This is a genomic window from Corallococcus sp. AB045, assembly GCF_003668895.1.
GTDB classification, from domain to species: domain Bacteria; phylum Myxococcota; class Myxococcia; order Myxococcales; family Myxococcaceae; genus Corallococcus; species Corallococcus coralloides.
In genome coordinates, this window is sequence record NZ_RAWN01000203.1 from 1 (window position 1) to 16,376 (window position 16,376).

The 16,376-nt window shown below is 69.0% G+C and carries 13 protein-coding genes and 1 pseudogene; 7 read left to right on the plus strand and 7 right to left on the minus strand.

Translation table 11 applies throughout. The features are described from left to right. Positions 1-604: pseudogene (locus D7Y21_RS33555) on the plus strand (serine/threonine protein kinase); the annotation flags it as partial. Between the two features lie 74 nt (positions 605-678). Here the strand turns inward: D7Y21_RS33555 and D7Y21_RS33560 are convergent. Beyond that, on the minus strand, positions 679-1,071 hold the full coding sequence (locus D7Y21_RS33560; protein WP_147443416.1) for a hypothetical protein: 393 nt from the start codon (positions 1,069-1,071) through the stop codon (positions 679-681). 131 nt (positions 1,072-1,202) lie between these two features. Next, positions 1,203-1,508 carry a hypothetical protein gene (locus D7Y21_RS33565; RefSeq protein WP_120567814.1) on the minus strand — a complete coding sequence of 102 codons (306 nt, stop codon included), beginning with the start codon at positions 1,506-1,508 and terminating at the stop codon, positions 1,203-1,205. A gap of 243 nt (positions 1,509-1,751) precedes the next feature. Here D7Y21_RS33565 and D7Y21_RS33570 point away from each other — a divergent pair, with 243 nt between their 5' ends. The 4 genes from D7Y21_RS33570 (at position 1,752) to D7Y21_RS33585 (ending at position 8,049) form a co-directional block, all read left to right on the plus strand. Then, the gene (locus D7Y21_RS33570; protein WP_120567813.1) at positions 1,752-2,282 is read left to right on the plus strand and encodes a molybdenum cofactor carrier protein; all 531 of its coding nucleotides are present in this window, start codon (positions 1,752-1,754) and stop codon (positions 2,280-2,282) included. Between the two features lie 134 nt (positions 2,283-2,416). Then, a complete protein-coding gene (locus D7Y21_RS33575) occupies positions 2,417-2,818 on the plus strand; it encodes a hypothetical protein (protein ID WP_120567836.1) in 402 nt (133 codons plus the stop codon). 18 nt (positions 2,819-2,836) lie between these two features. Further along, a complete protein-coding gene (locus D7Y21_RS33580; protein ID WP_120567812.1) occupies positions 2,837-7,138 on the plus strand; it encodes an AAA family ATPase in 4,302 nt (1,433 codons plus the stop codon). Positions 7,139-7,218: 80 nt separating this feature from the next. Further along, positions 7,219-8,049, plus strand: a complete 831-nt coding sequence (locus D7Y21_RS33585) for an acyl-CoA desaturase (protein WP_121717851.1) — start codon at positions 7,219-7,221, stop codon at positions 8,047-8,049. On the opposite strand, the gene D7Y21_RS33590 is transcribed toward D7Y21_RS33585, so the two are convergent. Next, on the minus strand, positions 8,027-9,442 hold the full coding sequence (locus tag D7Y21_RS33590; protein WP_121717852.1) for a radical SAM protein: 1,416 nt from the start codon (positions 9,440-9,442) through the stop codon (positions 8,027-8,029). The two genes, D7Y21_RS33585 and D7Y21_RS33590, sit on opposite strands and share 23 nt — an antisense overlap. A 285-nt stretch (positions 9,443-9,727) precedes the next feature. Between D7Y21_RS33590 and D7Y21_RS33595 the strand changes: the two genes are divergently transcribed. Next, positions 9,728-11,449 carry a hypothetical protein gene (locus D7Y21_RS33595; protein WP_121717853.1) on the plus strand — a complete coding sequence of 574 codons (1,722 nt, stop codon included), beginning with the start codon at positions 9,728-9,730 and terminating at the stop codon, positions 11,447-11,449. A 49-nt stretch (positions 11,450-11,498) separates the two neighbouring features. On the opposite strand, the gene D7Y21_RS33600 is transcribed toward D7Y21_RS33595, so the two are convergent. The 3 genes from D7Y21_RS33600 to D7Y21_RS33610 all read right to left on the minus strand — a co-directional run bounded on the left by D7Y21_RS33600 (position 11,499) and on the right by D7Y21_RS33610 (position 13,991). Continuing rightward, on the minus strand, positions 11,499-12,524 hold the full coding sequence (locus D7Y21_RS33600) for an inorganic phosphate transporter (protein WP_120567808.1): 1,026 nt from the start codon (positions 12,522-12,524) through the stop codon (positions 11,499-11,501). Between the two features lies 1 nt (position 12,525). Beyond that, the gene (locus tag D7Y21_RS33605; RefSeq protein WP_120567807.1) at positions 12,526-13,152 is read right to left on the minus strand and encodes a DUF47 domain-containing protein; all 627 of its coding nucleotides are present in this window, start codon (positions 13,150-13,152) and stop codon (positions 12,526-12,528) included. 176 nt (positions 13,153-13,328) lie between these two features. Continuing rightward, positions 13,329-13,991 (minus strand): TenA family transcriptional regulator, encoded by a 663-nt coding sequence (locus D7Y21_RS33610; protein WP_121717854.1) that lies wholly within the window; start codon positions 13,989-13,991, stop codon positions 13,329-13,331. Positions 13,992-14,210: 219 nt separating this feature from the next. Between D7Y21_RS33610 and D7Y21_RS33615 the strand changes: the two genes are divergently transcribed. Further along, on the plus strand, positions 14,211-15,095 hold the full coding sequence (locus D7Y21_RS33615; protein WP_120567806.1) for a fatty acid desaturase: 885 nt from the start codon (positions 14,211-14,213) through the stop codon (positions 15,093-15,095). A 68-nt stretch (positions 15,096-15,163) separates the two neighbouring features. Here the strand turns inward: D7Y21_RS33615 and D7Y21_RS33620 are convergent. Beyond that, positions 15,164-16,376: M28 family metallopeptidase (locus D7Y21_RS33620; protein WP_121717855.1), on the minus strand; the 1,213-nt coding region annotated here is incomplete at its 5' end.

A 16,376-nucleotide genomic window follows, 5' to 3' on the forward strand; every position in this document is an offset into this window, starting at 1 on the left:
GCCACGGGGGCGGACACCGGCGGCTCCCGTGGCCGCGCCGCCGGCCCCCGTCCACGCGGTCTCCCCCGCGGCTTCCGCGCCCGCCGCCAGCGCGACGGGGAAGGGGCTGACGCCCGGCCAGCGCAAGGGGCTCATCGTGGGCGGCGTGGCCCTGGTGCTCGCGGGGCTCGCGCTGGTGTTCCTGCTGCCCAAGGGCGGCGTGGAGGTGCGCAACGCCCAGGAGGGTGAGCGCGTCTACGTGTCCGGCGTCCGGCTGGAGGCGAGCCAGGGCCTGCCCGAGGGCACCGCCGGCTGGCTCATCTCCACGGCCGTGGACGGCAAGCTGCACCGCTTCGGTAAGGTGCCGAGGTCCGAGCACATCGACCTGCGCACGCTCGCGGACGCCCCGCCCCAGGCGGATGCCCGGGGGACGCTCAGCGTCACCGGTGCCCAGGGCTGCCGCGTGGCGCTGGGCTCGCAGGTTCTGGACGGTCAGACGCCCCTGTCCAGCCAGATGCCCGCGGGCCGCGAGTTCGAGGTGCGCGTCACCTGCGGCGGCAAGCCGGACCTCGTCCGCTGGGTGATGGCCGTCCCGGGGCAGGGCGTCGCGCTGGACGTGCCCTGAGCCGGACGGAATGACCCGGGCCGGAGGACGTCGCTGACAAAGCGTCCCTCCGGTCCGTGAAGCCGCGTGAGGCCTTACAGCTTCTTCAGCAGGAAGGCCCTGTACGTGCCGTAGCCCGGCAGGTCCTCGCCGAGTGAGCCGTCCACCTTCGCGCGCACGGTGAACGTGCCGCCCGTCAGCTCCAGCGTGAAGCCGGGCGCGTCCCTGTGGACGATGTGCAACGTCTGGATGCCTTCCCGGACGGCCTGCTTTCCGATGTCGTCGATACAGACGGACTTCATGTCGTCGATGAGCCGGTCGAAGACGCCGTTGGAGAGCATCTGGATGGCTGCCACGGTGGTGAAGCTCGCCTCGTCCAGCGTCACCTGGAGGTCCGCGCCCCCAGCGGCCTCCTTCAGCTCCGCCACCTTCGAGTCGAAGGAGTCCTTCTTGAACGCGGCCATTTCCGACCGTTCGGCGAGACCCATGGTGTTCGTGCTCCGTGCTGTGTCCGGCGGGAATGCCTGAAAGAAGGCGGAAACCTCGTGGACCGGCTGCCCGTGTGTCAACGCCCGCACGGGCGTTGATGCTCCACGTCCGCTGAAAAACGCCCCGCGCCTCAGTCGTGCGTGCCCACGTGCAGGTCGCCGTGGCGCGTGCAGACCCAGTGGAAGGCGCAGGAGCACGCCACCGCGCGGGCGTGCGTGCAGCAGCGGCCCCCGAAGTCCTCCGGAAGGGGCTCGCGCTCGGGAGGTGGCGGGTCGGGCAGCTCCTTGGGGGCACCGCGCCCGGAGTCCGCGGGCACGCTGCCGCAGCAGCCGCGCTGGAGGCAGCCGGGGCACAGGGACAATTCGCAGTGCGCGCACCAGTCGAACACCTCTCCGGCGGTGCCACGGCGCTCACAACCTCCACAGGCGTCGAACATGGGCAGCCTCCTTGCTCACCTGCGAACGAAGGTAGAGGAGGGGTCCGACATCACGGGTCGTGCGGGAACGTCTGGCGCTCCGGGAGGAGGGAAGCGACGGCTGCCCGACGCTCGCGCCACGCACCTTCCACGGGTGGACGGGAGTCAGGACGCACGCCGGTCCGTGAGCCCTTGCGGCGTTGGCCGGGGATTCGCATGGAACAGGGGCTCACGTAGTTCCAGTTTTTCGGGGAGGACGCAGTCATGCGCAGACACCGCCGCATCATCGGAGTGTTCGGCTCCGGGGCGCATACCCACGAGGAGTGGGTCGTCCCCCTGGCGCGGTGGATTGCTGAAGCCGGGTTCGACCTGCTCACCGGCGCGGGCGGCGGCGTCATGAGCGTGGCGGCGGGCGCCTTCGTCCAGGTGGAGGGGCGGCGGGGGGCGGCCATCGGCATCATCCCCGGCACCGTGGGCGCGGACGGCCGTTATCAGCCCCGGCCCGGCTACCCGAACACGGACATCGAAATCCCCATCTACACGCACCTGCCGCTCAGCGGGGAGCAGGGCACGGACCCCATGAGCCGCAACCACATCAACGTGCTGACGCCGCATGCGCTGGTCGCGCTGCCCGGGGGCGCCGGCACCGCGGCGGAGGCCGTCCTGGCCCTGCGCTATGGCAAGCCGCTCATCCTGCACGGGCCACCGGAGGTGTTCCGGCGCTTCCCGGCGGAGGCCGAGCGCACCACCTCCCTGGAGCGGGTGGCCGAGTTCCTCCTGGCCGCCACCCGCTAGGCGGCAGGCGGGCTCAAGCAGGGCCTTGGCCGGGGGGAAGCCGCCCCACGGGGTGGCAAAAGATTCTAGGATGGACGGCGTGGGGAAGGGTGTGCGCCGCGGGTGCACGTCCGTCACCCGTCACGTCCGCCATCATGATCAACCCCGACTATCCGCTGGCCAGCTGGTTCCTCGCGGTCTCCACCTCGGTCTTCCTGCTCGTCTACGCACTGCCGTTGCTGTTCATTCCGCTGCGCTGGGCGCGTTGGTTCGGGTGGGAGCTGCCCACGGGCAACAACGATTTGACGGTCTACTTCGCGCGTTGCCTGGGCGGCCTGGCGCTGTCCGTCATCATCGCGGTGGTGCAGTTCATCCCGGACCCCAAGAGCCACCTGGTCATCTTCGAGCTCATCGGCCTCATTGGTGGCCTGATGACGGCGGTGCACGTCTGGGGCGCGGTGCGCAAGCAGCAGCCCTGGCCGGAGACGGCGGAAATCCCCCTCTACGGCGCCATGTGCCTGGGCGCCCTGTACCTGCGCTTCGCCAACCTGTCCTGAGCGGAAAGCCCCTTAAGGATGCCCTCCACGCAGCCCATCGATCCCGCTGTCGCGATGCTGGCACCGTACATGCCGGCGGCCATCCTCGCGCGGCTTGGGAGCCAGGATGCGGACGCACTGCCCCGGGCGGAGGGCGTGCGGGGCGCCATCCTGCTGCTGGACATCGCGGGCTTCACGCCCATCGTGGTGGGGCTGAGCGGCGCGGGCCCGCGCGGCATCGACGCGCTCCAGCGCCTGCTGACGAACTACTACACGGAGATGATCGACGTGGTCCGCGACCACGGCGGGGACATCTACCAGTTCGCCGGCGACTCCATCCTCGCGTGCTTCGAGTCCGCGCCCGCGGAGGCGGACGCCGACGTCGTGCAGCGAGCGGCGGTGTGCGCGCTGGGCGTGCAGCGCAGGCTCGCGCGCTTCGCCCGGCTGGAGCTGTTGGGCCAGCGCTTCGGTGTGTCGTCGCGCATCGGCATCGGCTTTGGTGAGGCCACCCGCATCGTGATGGGCACCACCGGCCTGTGGATGCACCCGGCGCTCGTGGGCGAGCCGCTGGCGCAGGCGGTGGGCGCGGAGAAGCAGGCCACGGTGTCGGAGGTCGTCTTGAGCCCGCGCGCCTGGGCGGCGCTGCCGGAAGCCGCGCGCAAGGGCGAGCCGCGCGAGGGCGGCAACCACCGGCTGGCGCTCGACGCGCCGGTGGAGTCGGTGAAGCGCCCGCTGCCCGCGCCCACGGGCGGAGCGGAGCTGGTGGGCCGGTGCGCGCTGCTGTTGCACCCGGTGCTCTTCACGAAGATCACCACCGCGCACCAGGAGTTCGCGGGCGACTTCCGCGACGTCACCTGCTTCTTCGTGCGCTTCACCCACGCGCGGGCGGACGCGGATCCGGACGCGTTCACCCGCGACCTCAACGCCTACTACGAATACGTCCAGCGCGAGTCCGCCCACCATGGCGGCGTGCTGCTGATGACGGACTTCACGGACAAGGGCAACGTGCTCTACGTCCTGTTCGGCGCGCCCACCGCCCAGCAGAACAAGGAGGTGCTGGCGTGCCGGCTGGCCTGCAAGCTGCTCAAGGCCCGGGAGCAGTTCCCCTTCCTGGATGAGCTGCAGATCGGCATCGCCACCGGCCACGCCTACTGCGGGGACATGGGCTCGCCCACGCGCAAGGGCTACTCCGCGCTGGGCGAGGTCGTGAACATGGCCGCGCGCCTGATGACGCACGGCGGACGCCAGGACGGCGTGCACCTGTGCGCCAACACCCAGGCGAGATCGCAGCAGGGCGGCTTCGCCACCGAGTTCGTGGAGGACGCGAAGTTGAAGGGCGTCTCACGCTCGGTGCCGGTGTACCGGCTGTTGGGGGAGACGCGCCGCAGCCTCTTCATCAAGGGCCGGGGCGACATCATCGGCCGCAGCCGTGAGCTCAACGTGCTGCACGAAGCGCTCACCGGGGCCTTCGCCGGCCAGGGTCGCGTGAGCGTGGTGTCCGGCGAGGCGGGCATCGGCAAGTCGCGGCTGGGCGCGCGCGTGCTGGAGGACGCGGAGGAGGGCGGCGCCCGGGCGCTGTACGGCGTCTGCTACTCCTACGAGGCCTTCACCCCCTTCTTCCCCTGGAAGGAGGTGCTGCTCCAGGCGTTCGGACTGCACGACTCGGACGACACCGACGCGCAGCTCACGCGCCTGCGGCAGGGGCTGGAGGGCCTGGAGGACGTGGGGCCGGAGTGGATCCCCGTCGTCGCGGGCATCCTCGGCATGGCGCTGGAGGAGACGCCCGCCACCGCGGGAATCGACGCGCGGCGCAAGCAGCAGAAGGTGTTTCAAATCGTCTTCCAGCTCCTGGAGATGCTCAGCCGCGCGCAGCCGCTGTTGCTCTACTTCGAGGACCTGCACTGGGCGGACTACATCTCGTTGGACCTGCTCCAGTACCTGGCGGCGCGCGTGGGCTCGCACCGCATCATGGTGCTGGCGACGATGCGCCCGGGCGACCAGCTCCGGGGGCTGCGCGACCTGCCGGAGTTCGTCCCGTTGGACCTGACGAGCCTGGACGACGAGGACACGCGGGCGCTCCTGCGCGTGCACCTGCGCCTGTCACCGCCGGACGTCGCGCTGGAGGACCGGCTGCTCGCGAAGGTGCAGGGCAACCCGTTCTTCATCGAATCCATCGTGGAGGGCCTGGCGGAGCAGGGCTACCTGGGGCCGGTGGAGCCCGGCTCGCAGCGGATGGAGCTGAAGCGCGGCCTGCAGGACCTGCTGCTGCCGGACTCCATCCAGGACGTGGTGCTGTCGCGCATCGACCTGCTCAGCGAGACGGAGAAGCTGGTGGTGAAGGTGGCGTCCGTCATCGGGCGCATCTTCACGCTGGACGCGGTGGCGGCGCTGGTGCCCACCCTGGGCCACGGCGTGTTGCGCGAGGCCATGGACACGCTCCAGCGCCTGGGCCTCATCCTGCTGGAGACGGAGGAGCCGTACACCTGCCTCTTCAAGCACATCGTCATCCGGGACGTGGCCTACAACACGCTGCTGGTGTCGGCGCGTGAGGACCTGCACCGCCGGCTCGCGCGCTACCTGGAGGCCCGCGCCAACGACAACCTCGCGGCCTCCGCGGGTCTGCTCGCGTTCCACTTCCTCGCGGGCAACGTGGAGGACAAGGGCCTGGAGTACACGTTGATGGCGGCCCGGAGCGCGCGGGCGCAGTACGCGAACGACGACGCGCTCTACCACTACAACCGCGGCCTGGAGCTGTTGGGCACCGTCGTCCCGGTGGACCCGGAGGTGACGCTGCTCCAGACGCGCCGGGTGATGCAGGAGCTGGCGGAGACGCTGCTCCAGGCGGGCCACTACGCCAACGCCATCCTGATGTTCGAGCAGTGCCTGGTGGACGAGGAGGAGCCCCCGCGCCAGGCGGAGCTGCACCTGGGCCTGGGCCGCGCGCACCAGGAGAAGGGCGAGTCCGCGCTCGCCACGCAGCACCTGGAGAAGTCACTGGTGCTGAGGGGCCGCAGCCTCCCGGGGAGCCTGGCCGCGCTGGGCCTGCGCACGCTGGCCAATCTCCTCCTTCGAGGGCTCGCGTCGCTCCTGCCCTTCATCCTGCGCCCGCTGCCGGCGGCGAGGCTGGGCAACTACCTGCAGCAGCTGTCCACGCTCAACTCGCTCATCCGCATCTACTACTTCGCGGACATCACCAAGCTCACCTGGGCGACGCTGGTGTCCACCAACATGGCGGAGCGCTCGCGCAACGACTACGCCATGAGCCTGGCGCGCGGTTACTACGGCACGCTCTTGTTCGGCGCGGGGCTGCTCAAGCGCTCGCGCTACCACTGCGAGAAGGCGCTGGAGTACGCGCGCCGCTCCAAGGACCCCGTGGCGGAGGGACTCGCGCTCAGCCGCCTGGGCATCCAGGCCTTCTTCGCCAACGAGCTGGAGCGCGCGCGCACCTTCCAGGAGGAGGCCGTCTCCACGCTGCGCCAGGTGGGCGAGCGCTGGGAGCGCCAGACGTCGTTGATGATGCAGGCCACGGGCGAGTTCCTCCACTCGCGCTTCCGCACCGCGGTGGCGCTCTATGAGCAGATGGGGACCATTGGCGTGGAGCTCAACGCGCTGATGCACCAGGGCTGGGCGCACTCGTGGGGGCCCATGTGCCGCTACCTCATGGGCGAAGGTGACGTGGGCGAGCTGTGCGCGGAGCTGGAGCAGGGGCTGCGCATCAGCGAGGAGGTGGCGGACCTGGCCAACCAGTGCGCCAGCTTGAACCACCTGGCCAACGTCACGGTGCGCGAGCACCAGGTGGAGGAGGCGGCGCTCGTCGCGGTGCGCTGCTTCAAGAGCATCTGGAGCTACCAGGTGCTGGTGCCCTTCCTCCAGGTGGGGCTGGTGGACGCGGCGGAGGCGGCCCTCTTCGCGCTGGAGGAGGGCGCCACGGTGGTGCCGCGCAAGGAGCTGTTGAAGATCGTCCGCCTGTCCTGCATCAAGGCGCGCGTCATCGCTCGGCTCTATCCGTACCTGAAGGGCCCGGCGCTGCGTGTGACGGCGCGCTCGCTGGCCCTGCGCAAGGGACCGAAGGCCGCGGAGCCGGTGTTCCTGGAGGCCATCGCCGTCCTGGAGAAGAGTCCCAACCGCTGGGAGACGGGTGTGGCCTACTTCGACGCGGCGGTGGCCCTGCCGCATCGGCGCGAGGACTTCCTCGCCCGGGCGCGCGCCATCTTCACGGAGGTGGAGGCCCGCGCGGAGCTGCGCCGCGTGGACCGCTTCCAGGCCACGCTCCAGGCTCCGCCGGCCGAGGCGCTCGTGCCGCCCCAGGCCGCCCGGCTCCGTGACGCGCGCGTGATGTGACGCGCCGGACGCGCATTCCTTGTCCCGTCAGGCGGGGCCCCTAGACTGCGTGCTTCTTCCTCGACCACCGCACCGGGCTCATGATCACCGCGCCGCTCCGCTTCCAGCTCAGTCCCGTCATCGTCATCTACATGCTCGTGGTCCACGGGCTGGCCGCGTTGGCGTTCTTCCTTCCCTGGCCCCCGTACGCGCTGCCGGTGGCGCTGGCCGTGTACGTGTCCATTGGCCTGGGCACGACGGTGGGGCTGCACCGCCTCCTCTGCCACCGCGCCTTCGTGTGCCCCCGCTGGGTGGAGTACGCGCTGGTGACCGTGGCCATGCTCACGGCGCAGGGCAGTCCGCTCTTGTGGGCCGCCAACCACCGGCTGCACCACGCGAAGGCGGACGCGGAGGGGGACGTGCACTCGCCGCTGCGCGGCTTCTGGTACGCGCACATGGGCTGGATCCTCAACGAGGCCTCCACGGAGGAGGACGGCTGGCGCACCTGGTGCCGTGACATGGCGGACGACCGCTACTACCACTGGCTCCTGCGCTACCGCATCGCGCCGCAGGTGCTGGGGGTGCTCTTCGTGGGGCTGACGTTCGGCTGGCGCACGGTGCCCGCGTACTTCTTCCTGCCCGTGGTGTGCTGGATGCAGAGCACCTACGCGGTGAACTCCGTGTGCCACGCGGCGTTCGGACACCGCGTCCACGACACGCGCGACCACAGCCGCAACGTGTGGTGGGTGAGCGTGCTCGCGCTGGGCGAGGGCTGGCACAACAACCACCACGCCTTCCCCGCGTCCGCGCGGCACGGCTGGGTGTGGTGGCAGTGGGACCCGGGCTGGCTCTTCATCCGAGCGCTCCAGGCCCTGGGGCTGGCGTGGGACGTGCGCCTGCCGTCCCGGCTCAGGTCAGGACCTGCGGCGTGAGGCCCAGCGCGGGCATCCGCTCCGCGTCCCACGCCTCGATGGCATCCAGCCCCGCGATGTAGCGGCGCGCCGGGTTCTTCACCGGGTTGCGGATGCTGACGATTTCGGGCCCGGAGAAGAGGATGGTCTGCCTGTAGCGGGGCAGGTCGCTCATCATCAGCTTGGACGCGTAGTGCCGCGCGATGTTGGGCAGGCTGCCCAGCGTGTGGCACAGCCGCTGGAAGTGCTCCACCACCTCCGACGCGTGCATCTGCTTGGGCCGGTGGCACAGCGTGTAGCCGTCGTAGTCCCGGCTGGTGGTGCCGGGCAGAAGCCGGTCCTCGGCCTTCAGCTCGCGGAAGAAGGGCGTCTCCGGATACGGGCACACGATGCCCAGGAACGTGACGGAGAAGTACTTCAGGTCCGCCAGGTAGTCCGGCAGCCGGTGCAGGTACTCGTTGGTGTCGCCGTCCGAGCCGACGATGAGCCCGAAGGACAGCAGGATGCCCGCGGAGAAGACGCGCCGGATGACGGCGTCCACCTCCGACAGCTTGTTCTGGCCCTTGTTCATCGCCTTGAGCGAGTCCGGGTTGAGCGACTCCAGGCCGGTGTAGACGTAGCGGCAGCCCGCCTTCGCCATCAGCTTCACCAGGGACTCGTCCTTGAGCACGTTGAAGGTGAGCGCGCAGCCCCACGTCTTCTTCAAGGGGATGAGCGCTTCGCACAGCGCGCGCAGGTACTTGGGCGAGCCGCCCAGGTTGTTGTCCAGGAAGACGAACGCGTCCCCCATCAGCCCCAGGAAGTTCGGATTCCAGCGCATGCGCGTCTGGATTTCGTCGATGACCTCCGGGATGGGCCGGAAGCGGTAGCGCTCGTGGCCGGTGAGCACGCAGAAGTTGCACGTGAAGGGGCAGCCGCGCGACGCCTCGATGCCCGGCAGGCGCACCTTGTTGTGCGTGAAGTCGATGAGCTCGTAGCGGTACGGCCGGATGGCGGCGGCGCCCTGCGACGGCAGGCTGTAGCGGGGCTTCAGCTCCCCCTTCTCGAAGTCCGAGATGAGCGCGGGCACGTTGGACTCCGGCTCTCCGGTGATGACCGCGTCGAAGTACTTCGCCGCGTCGTCGGGGAAGTGGCCCGCGTGCCGGCCGCCCGCCACCGTCGTCATGCCGCGCTGACGGAAGAGGGTGGAGAGGACCTTGGTGTGCTCGTAGTACGAGTGCAGGTACGAGAAGAAGACGAGGTCCCAGTGCCGGTCCAACGGCAGGTCCGCCTCCTTCTCGTTGAAGATCTCCACCTCCGCGTGCTCCGGGCACAGGCCCGCGATGAGCTCTGGCACGGAGGACTGCATGATGGAGGGTTCCTTGATTCGCAGCCGGGTCGGATGGGTGTACGTGGCGATGATGGCGATGCGCATGCGAGCGGGCCCGGTGGCGGCGCGGCTGCAACGGGCGCTCGCGTTCGTGTTTTCACCTGCCGGACCGCGTCCCCCTTCGTCGGCGGAGGATCACCCGGAGTCCGGGCGCTGGCAAAGGATCTCCATCACACGCGCCGCACTCTCCGCGTGTTTCCGGTGGCAGCGGACGACCCAGGAGGACCTATCTCGTGTGGGGGCGTGCTGATAGATCTTTGAAACATGGATACTTCTCCTTCGCCAACCGCCCCGGGTTGGCCGTTTAAGCGTTACTTCTGGATTTCCATCGTGTTCGCGGTGGCGCTGGGCGCGCTGGCGCTGCGCTCGGGATTCATGCCGGATGACTTCATCTGGCTGGGCGTCTGGGACAACATTCCGCCGCCCGCGCCGCTGGGCAACACGCACCTGGACGTGTACCGCACGGCCACGGGCATCCCGGAGCACACGCTGCGGCTGGCGGAGGTGGGCGTCTTCCCGTGGTGGGTGGAGCCCACCGTGCGCGTCGCGTTCTTCCGGCCCCTGGGCAGCCTGCTCTACGGGCTGGACCACGTGCTCTACAACCGCGTCGCCGTGGCCTATCAGTTCCACTCGCTGCTCTGGTACGTGGGCCTGGTGGTGCTGGCGGGCGCGCTGTTCCGGCGGGTGCTGCCCACGGCGGTGGCGGGCGTGGCGATGGTCCTCTTCGCCCTCTGGGGCTCGCACGCGGCGGTGCTGGGCTGGCTGTCCTACCGCAGCGTGGTGATGTCGCTGCTGTTCGGCGTCCTCGGTCTCGCCTTCCACGTCCAGTGGCGGGAGCAGGGGCGCAAGAGCGCGCTGGTGGGGGCGCTCGTGTCCTTCGCGCTCGCGCTCCTGTGCGGCGAGACGATGGTCATCCTCAGCCCGTACGTGCTGGCCTACGAGGCCTTCTCCGGGCCGGGGCAGGCGAAGGACAAGCTCAAGGGGCTCATCCCCTTCGGCGTGCTGATGGCCCTCTACTTCGCGGCGTACCGGGCCATGGGCTACGGCGCGGGCGGCTCGGACATGTACCTGGACGCCCTGGGGACGCCCGTGGCGTGGTTCCAGGCGATGCTCGGGCGCGTGCCGGCCGCCATCGCGGGCCTGACGCTGAACGCGCCCCCGGACTTCATCTTCGACCAGTCCCTGGTGCCCCTCTTCACCATTCTGGGCGCGGCGGGCCTGACGCTGTTCTCGCTGCTCGTGTGGGGCGTGTGGCCCCGGCTGGAGGCCGCGGAGCGGCGCACGGTGGGCTGGATGCTGACGGGCGCGTTCGTGTCCACGTGGATGTCCAACTCCGCCTTCGCCGGCTCGCGCACGCTCATCGTGCCCAGCCTGGGCATGGCGGTGGGCCTGGCCGTGGTGCTGCGCCACGCGTGGAAGGGGCGGGCGAAGACGTTCCGCGCGGGCGCGGTGCTGGCCGGCGCGGCGGTGATGGCGCTCATCCACGTCGTGGGCTCGCCCTACATCTGGTGGCAGACCATGGAGCAGTACTCCCAGGCGGACGCGCTCATGGGGCGCGTGCAGGCGCGCTACACGGAGGCGTTTGACCAGGAGAAGCTCCCCAACCAGCGCGTGGTGGTGCTCAACTCCCCCAACGGCATCATCGGCATCTACGGCTCCGTGCGCTGGTGGTCCTCGGGCCAGCCGCTGCCCAAGGCCTGGTGGGTGCTGTCCTATTCGCTCCACGAGCAGAAGGTGACGCGCACCGGCCCCAACTCGGTGGAGCTGGCGCTCACCAAGGGCGGCCACTTCCTGGACTCCGTGGAGGAGCGCATCCACCGCGCCGCGCGCCACCCGGTGCACCAGGGCGACGAGTTCGACATGAAGGGCATGAAGGTGCGCATCGAGGAGGCGGACGCCGAGGGCCCCACGCGCATCTCCTACACCTTCGACGTGCCGCTGGAGGACCCGTCGCTGAAGCTGGTCCAGTGGCAGAACAAGAAGGTGGTGCCCTGGGTGCCGCCGGCCGTGGGTGGACCGTCGACGGCCCTCAACGTCCGCGTCGTCCAGTAGGGCCGCGGCAGGTGGCGCGGGGGACTGCTCCCCCGCGCCCGGGCTTTCTTCAGCCCACCATCCGAACCACGGCCAGCGTGAGTCCGTAGACGAGGACGGACACCAGCGCGGCGGCGGGGATGGTGAACACCCACGCCCAGATGATGCGGCCGGCGGTGCCCCACTTCACGGCGCGCCAGCCGCGCGTGGACCCCACGCCGACGATGGCGCCGGTGATGGTGTGCGTGGTGGAGACGGGGATGCCCAGCTCCGCCAGCGCGATGATGGTGACGCCGCCGCCCGTCTCCGCGCTGAAGCCGCCAATGGGCGCCAGCTTCGTGAGGCTGTGGCCCATGGTGCGGATGATGCGCCAGCCGCCGAAGAAGGTGCCCAGCGCGATGGCGGCGTGGCAGGAGATGATCATCCACCAGTCGATGTGGAACGGGCGGTCGCGCCAGATGGTGCCGAAGAGCACCACCGCGATGATGCCCATGACCTTCTGCGCGTCGTTGGTGCCGTGGCTGAAGGAGAAGATGGCGGACGACACCAGCTGCAGCCGGCGGAACCAGGTGTCCACGCGCAGCGGCGTCTGACGGTGCACCGCCCAGGTGCTGGCCAGCATCATCCCGATGCCCAGCGTCATGCCGATGAGCGGCGACAGCACGATGAAGGCCGCGATGCGCGCGATGCCGCTGCCCACCAGGCCCTCGAAGCCCAGCACGGGCAGCGTGGCGCCAATCATCCCGCCCGCCAGCGCGTGCGACGACGAAGAGGGCAGCCCCCACCACCAGGTGAGCAGGTTCCAGACGATGGCGCCCATCAGCGACGAGAAGATGACCATCAGCACCGCGGTGGGGCCGGCGGCGCGCAGCATCTCGAAGTTGATGATGCCCTTGCCCATGGTGTTGGCCACGTGCACGCCGCCCGCGAAGGCCGCGATGAAGTTGAAGAACGCGGCCCAGGCGACAGCCAGGTTCGGTGACAGCACGCGCGTGGACACCACGGTGGCGATGGAGTTCGCCGCGTCGTGGAATCCGTTGATGAAATCGAAGACGAGCGCGACGACGACAATGGCGACGACCGCTGCGAGCAGCATCTCAGCTGTGCTCCAGCACGACGCCCTCGATGACGTTGGCCACGCCCTGGCACTTGTCCGTGGCCGTCTCGATGAGGTCGTAGATCTCCTTCCACTTGATGATGGTCAGGGTATCCACGCCGCTCTTGAACAGCCGGCCCATGCCCGCGCGCAGGGCTTCATCCGCCTGGGACTCCAGGTGCTTGATCTCCTTGCAGCCCGCGAGGATCTGCTCCGGCTTCTTGATGAGCCGCAGCGCCGCGACGACCTCCTGCACCTTCTGCGTGGAGAGCACCAAGAGACGCGCCAGCTCCGTGGCGTCCGCCCGGGTGGATTCGATCTCGTAGTAGAGCAGCCGCGCCGCCGCCGCGTTGGTCAGATCCAACACGTCATCGATGCGCGACAGGAGCGTGTGGATCTGCCCCCGGTCGAACGGGGTGATGAACTGCTGGTGGAGCCGGTTGAAGGCCGTGTGGGTGACCTCGTCGCCCTTGTGCTCCACGTCCTTGAGGGCCTGGACGCGCGTGGGCACGTCCCGGAAGTCGCTCAGGAGTTCGTGTAGGAGCTTCGCTCCCTCGACAGTTCTGGCGCATTGCGCGTCGAAGTCGTCGAAGAACTCGTCCGACTTCGGCATCAGCTTTTCGAGCATGGGGATCTCCCTCGGCGCCTGGAGGGACAGGAGCTATCCGCCGCGGGAGGGGGTGGCGCCTCTAGGGGGTGACACTCCCGTGACGCGGGAGTGACTACCCTACCTGGAGAGATTCGCCAGTGTTCCGTACGAAAACGTATGGATTCCGGGGGGTTGCGCTTGACGCAAGGAGCCGCTCAGACGACGCGGTTGCGCAGCTCCTCGAAGAAGCCCACCCACAGCTGCCACATCTCTTCCGCACCGCGGGTGATGGTGGCCAGCTCCTCGTCCGTGTACGCGAGGCCCATGGTGTGGCCGGCCGTCTCCACGTGATCCGGCTCCTGCTTCACGTGGATGTCCACCCAGGGCAGGGCCTTGAGGCCCGTGGTGCGGCGCACCAGCTTGCCCAGCTTGGCCACCATGGTGAGGTCCGCCACCTCCGTGCCGTAGAGAAAGCCCAGGCCCGTGAGGTGGCTGTCCGTGGAGCGCTGGTACCCGTCGATGAGCCGGCGCGTCGCGGGCGTCATGCCCGCCTCCGACACGCCCGCCTTGGTGAAGCCCGCGTCCGTCATCGTCTGGATGAAGAATCGCTCGTGCGCGCGCGCCGGGTCTCCCTCGCCCACCTCCTGGTTGAGGATGTGCGTCACCGCCGTCTTCATCTCCATCTGCGGGCAGACGGCGATGAGCTTGCCCAGGAAGGTGGGGAAGTAGTGCAGGGGGTGCCACCACTGACCCAGGACCAGCTCCGCCTGATCGCGGCTGAAGGCCTTCTCGTCCACCACCTCGAAGAACCGGTGCTTGATCAGCTGCTCACGGTGGGAATTCTTCGCCAGTGCCGCCTCGATGGTCTGGTTCCGCATTGCCGCCTCCAGGTTGGTCCAAAAGGGCTGGGTGGGCGTTTATCACAAAGCAGGACTGTGATTCTTGGAAATGTGGAAAGACAAGTTCAACGTGACTACGTGGTTTACCGCCAGTATGGAACGTGCAGGCAGGCAAGGGTGGGCTGTTCGGCATAGGGGCTGACGGCCTACAGTTGGAAAATCGGCATTTTTCCCCTGGCCCCCTTGTACGGAAGGCGCATGACCCTGTTCCGGCACCCTGAAGATCGCATCCCGGTCCTGATGTTCCTTGGCGTCTTCGCGCTCGACATGACGGTGTTCCTCACGGCGCGCAGTTGGTGGGTGCCGGTGCTGTGGTTCGGGCTGGGCATCATCCCCAAGGGGTGGATCTGCTCGTGGAACCACCACCACCAGCACCTGTCCTTCTTCAAGCACGCGCTGCCCAACCGCCTGTTGGAGATCGTCTTCGGCTTCCAGACGGGCGTGACGTCGCAGGCGTGGTTCCTCCACCACGTGCTGGGCCACCACAAGAACTACCTGGACCAGACGCAGGACGAGTCGCGCTGGAAGCGGGATGACGGCTCGACGATGGGGGAGGTGGAGTACTCGCTGAGCACGGCGCTGACCGCGTACTCGCGCGCGTTCCAGGTGGGCAAGAAGCATCACCCCAAGGCGCTGCGCGTGTTCGTGTGGATGGCCGCGCTCCAGCTGGTGCTGCTGGCGGGCCTGTTCTGGGTGAACCCCTACAACGCGCTCTTCGTGTTCCTGCTGCCCATGATGGCGTCGCTCTACGTGACGACCTGGGCCACGTACTTCCACCACGTGGGCCTGGAGACGGCCAACCACTCGGAGGCCTCGTACAACATCCTCCACAAGGGCTACAACCTGATGACGGGCAACCTGGGCTACCACACCGCGCATCACACGCGGCACGGTCTGCACTGGTCCAAGCTGCCGGAGCTGCACGCGCAGCTGGCGCAGGAGATCCCCGCGAACCTGTACCGCCAGCCGGGCATCCCGTTCGTCTGGCGCGGCTCCGAAGAGAAGCTCGTGCTGAGCGACCACGAGGTCGCCGCGCTCTCCGGCAGGCCCGTGGAAGGCAGCAGGGAAACGCTGGCCGCCTAGCGGTCCCGCGGTCCCCGCTGGATGCTCCCGCCGGAAGTGCTCCTTCCGGCGGAGGGTGCCGCGGACAGCTACTTCGGCGGCTGCTGCGGCTCCGTCGTGCGGTTCGCCGCCAGGTTGATGACGTTGAGGAGCAGGTCCTTCACGCGGCGGGGCTTGTTGCCGCCGTTGTCCTCGATGATCTTGTCGATGTCGTCATCCTGCCGGTGGTACTCGGGGATGAGGTCGCCGCCGCCCTCGGGGTTGGACAGGCCCTCGAAGAGGAAGAGCACGTCCTCGCCCTTGCGTCCGAAGGACGCGCCGTCCTGCCGGTCGCGGTAGACGTTGATGTCGCGGTTGATGCGGTCGAACGGATCCGCCAGCTGCTGGTTCGCCTGGTCCACCACGTCGCGGAAGTAGTTGGGCTGGCCCTTGGTGTTGGTGTCCACCACGGACAGGCGCTGATCATCCCAGCGGCCCACCATGTCCGTGTTGATGACGCCGGCGATGTTCTTCAGCTCCAGGCCGGGGATGGGGTGGTCCACGAAGTACTGCGAGCCCACCAGGCCCTTCTCCTCCGCGCCCGTCCAGATGAAGAGCACGGAGCGGTCCAGCTTGCCGTTCTTCGCGGCCTCCGCCAGCTCCGGCACCGCCGCCATCAGCACCGCGCTGCCGGACGCGTTGTCGTCCGCGCCGTTGTACGCGTTGCCCTTGCGGTCCACGCCCACGTGGTCCAGGTGGGCCATCACCACGATGACCTCGTCCTTGTGCGGGCCGGTGCCGGGCAGCATGGCCATGGTGTTCACCGCCTGGCCCGTGGCCGAGGCCACCTGCTTGAGCTCCTCCACGCTGCGCTGCTTGCCCGCGCGCGCCGGCACCACCGACTGGCCCGCCGCCTTCATCGTCTGCTCGTACTGCTGGTTGAGCTTCTTCAGCGTGTCCTTGGGCATCTTCTCGTCCAGGTAGAAGCCCTCCTGGAACATCGTGTGGCCGAACTGCTTGTGCTCGGCATGCCCGGCGTGGGCCGCGCCCTCCGTCTCGCCCGCCTTGTCCGCGCCCAGCCACGAGTAGACGTTGAACTTCTGCTGGAAGGGGTTCTCCGGGTTGTTGATGTTGGGCCCCACCAGCCCGTACTTCTCCGCGTGGGCCTGCACGTAGACGGAAGCGGCGTCCAGCCCCGCGGAGGGGCTGTCACGTCCCTGCAGCGCGTCCGAGGCCAGGTACTCGAGGTGCGTCATCGGATCCGAGTCGGCCGACACGGGCGGCTCGGTGGGGGCCTCCGGCGGCACCGGTGTCGTCGGCGCC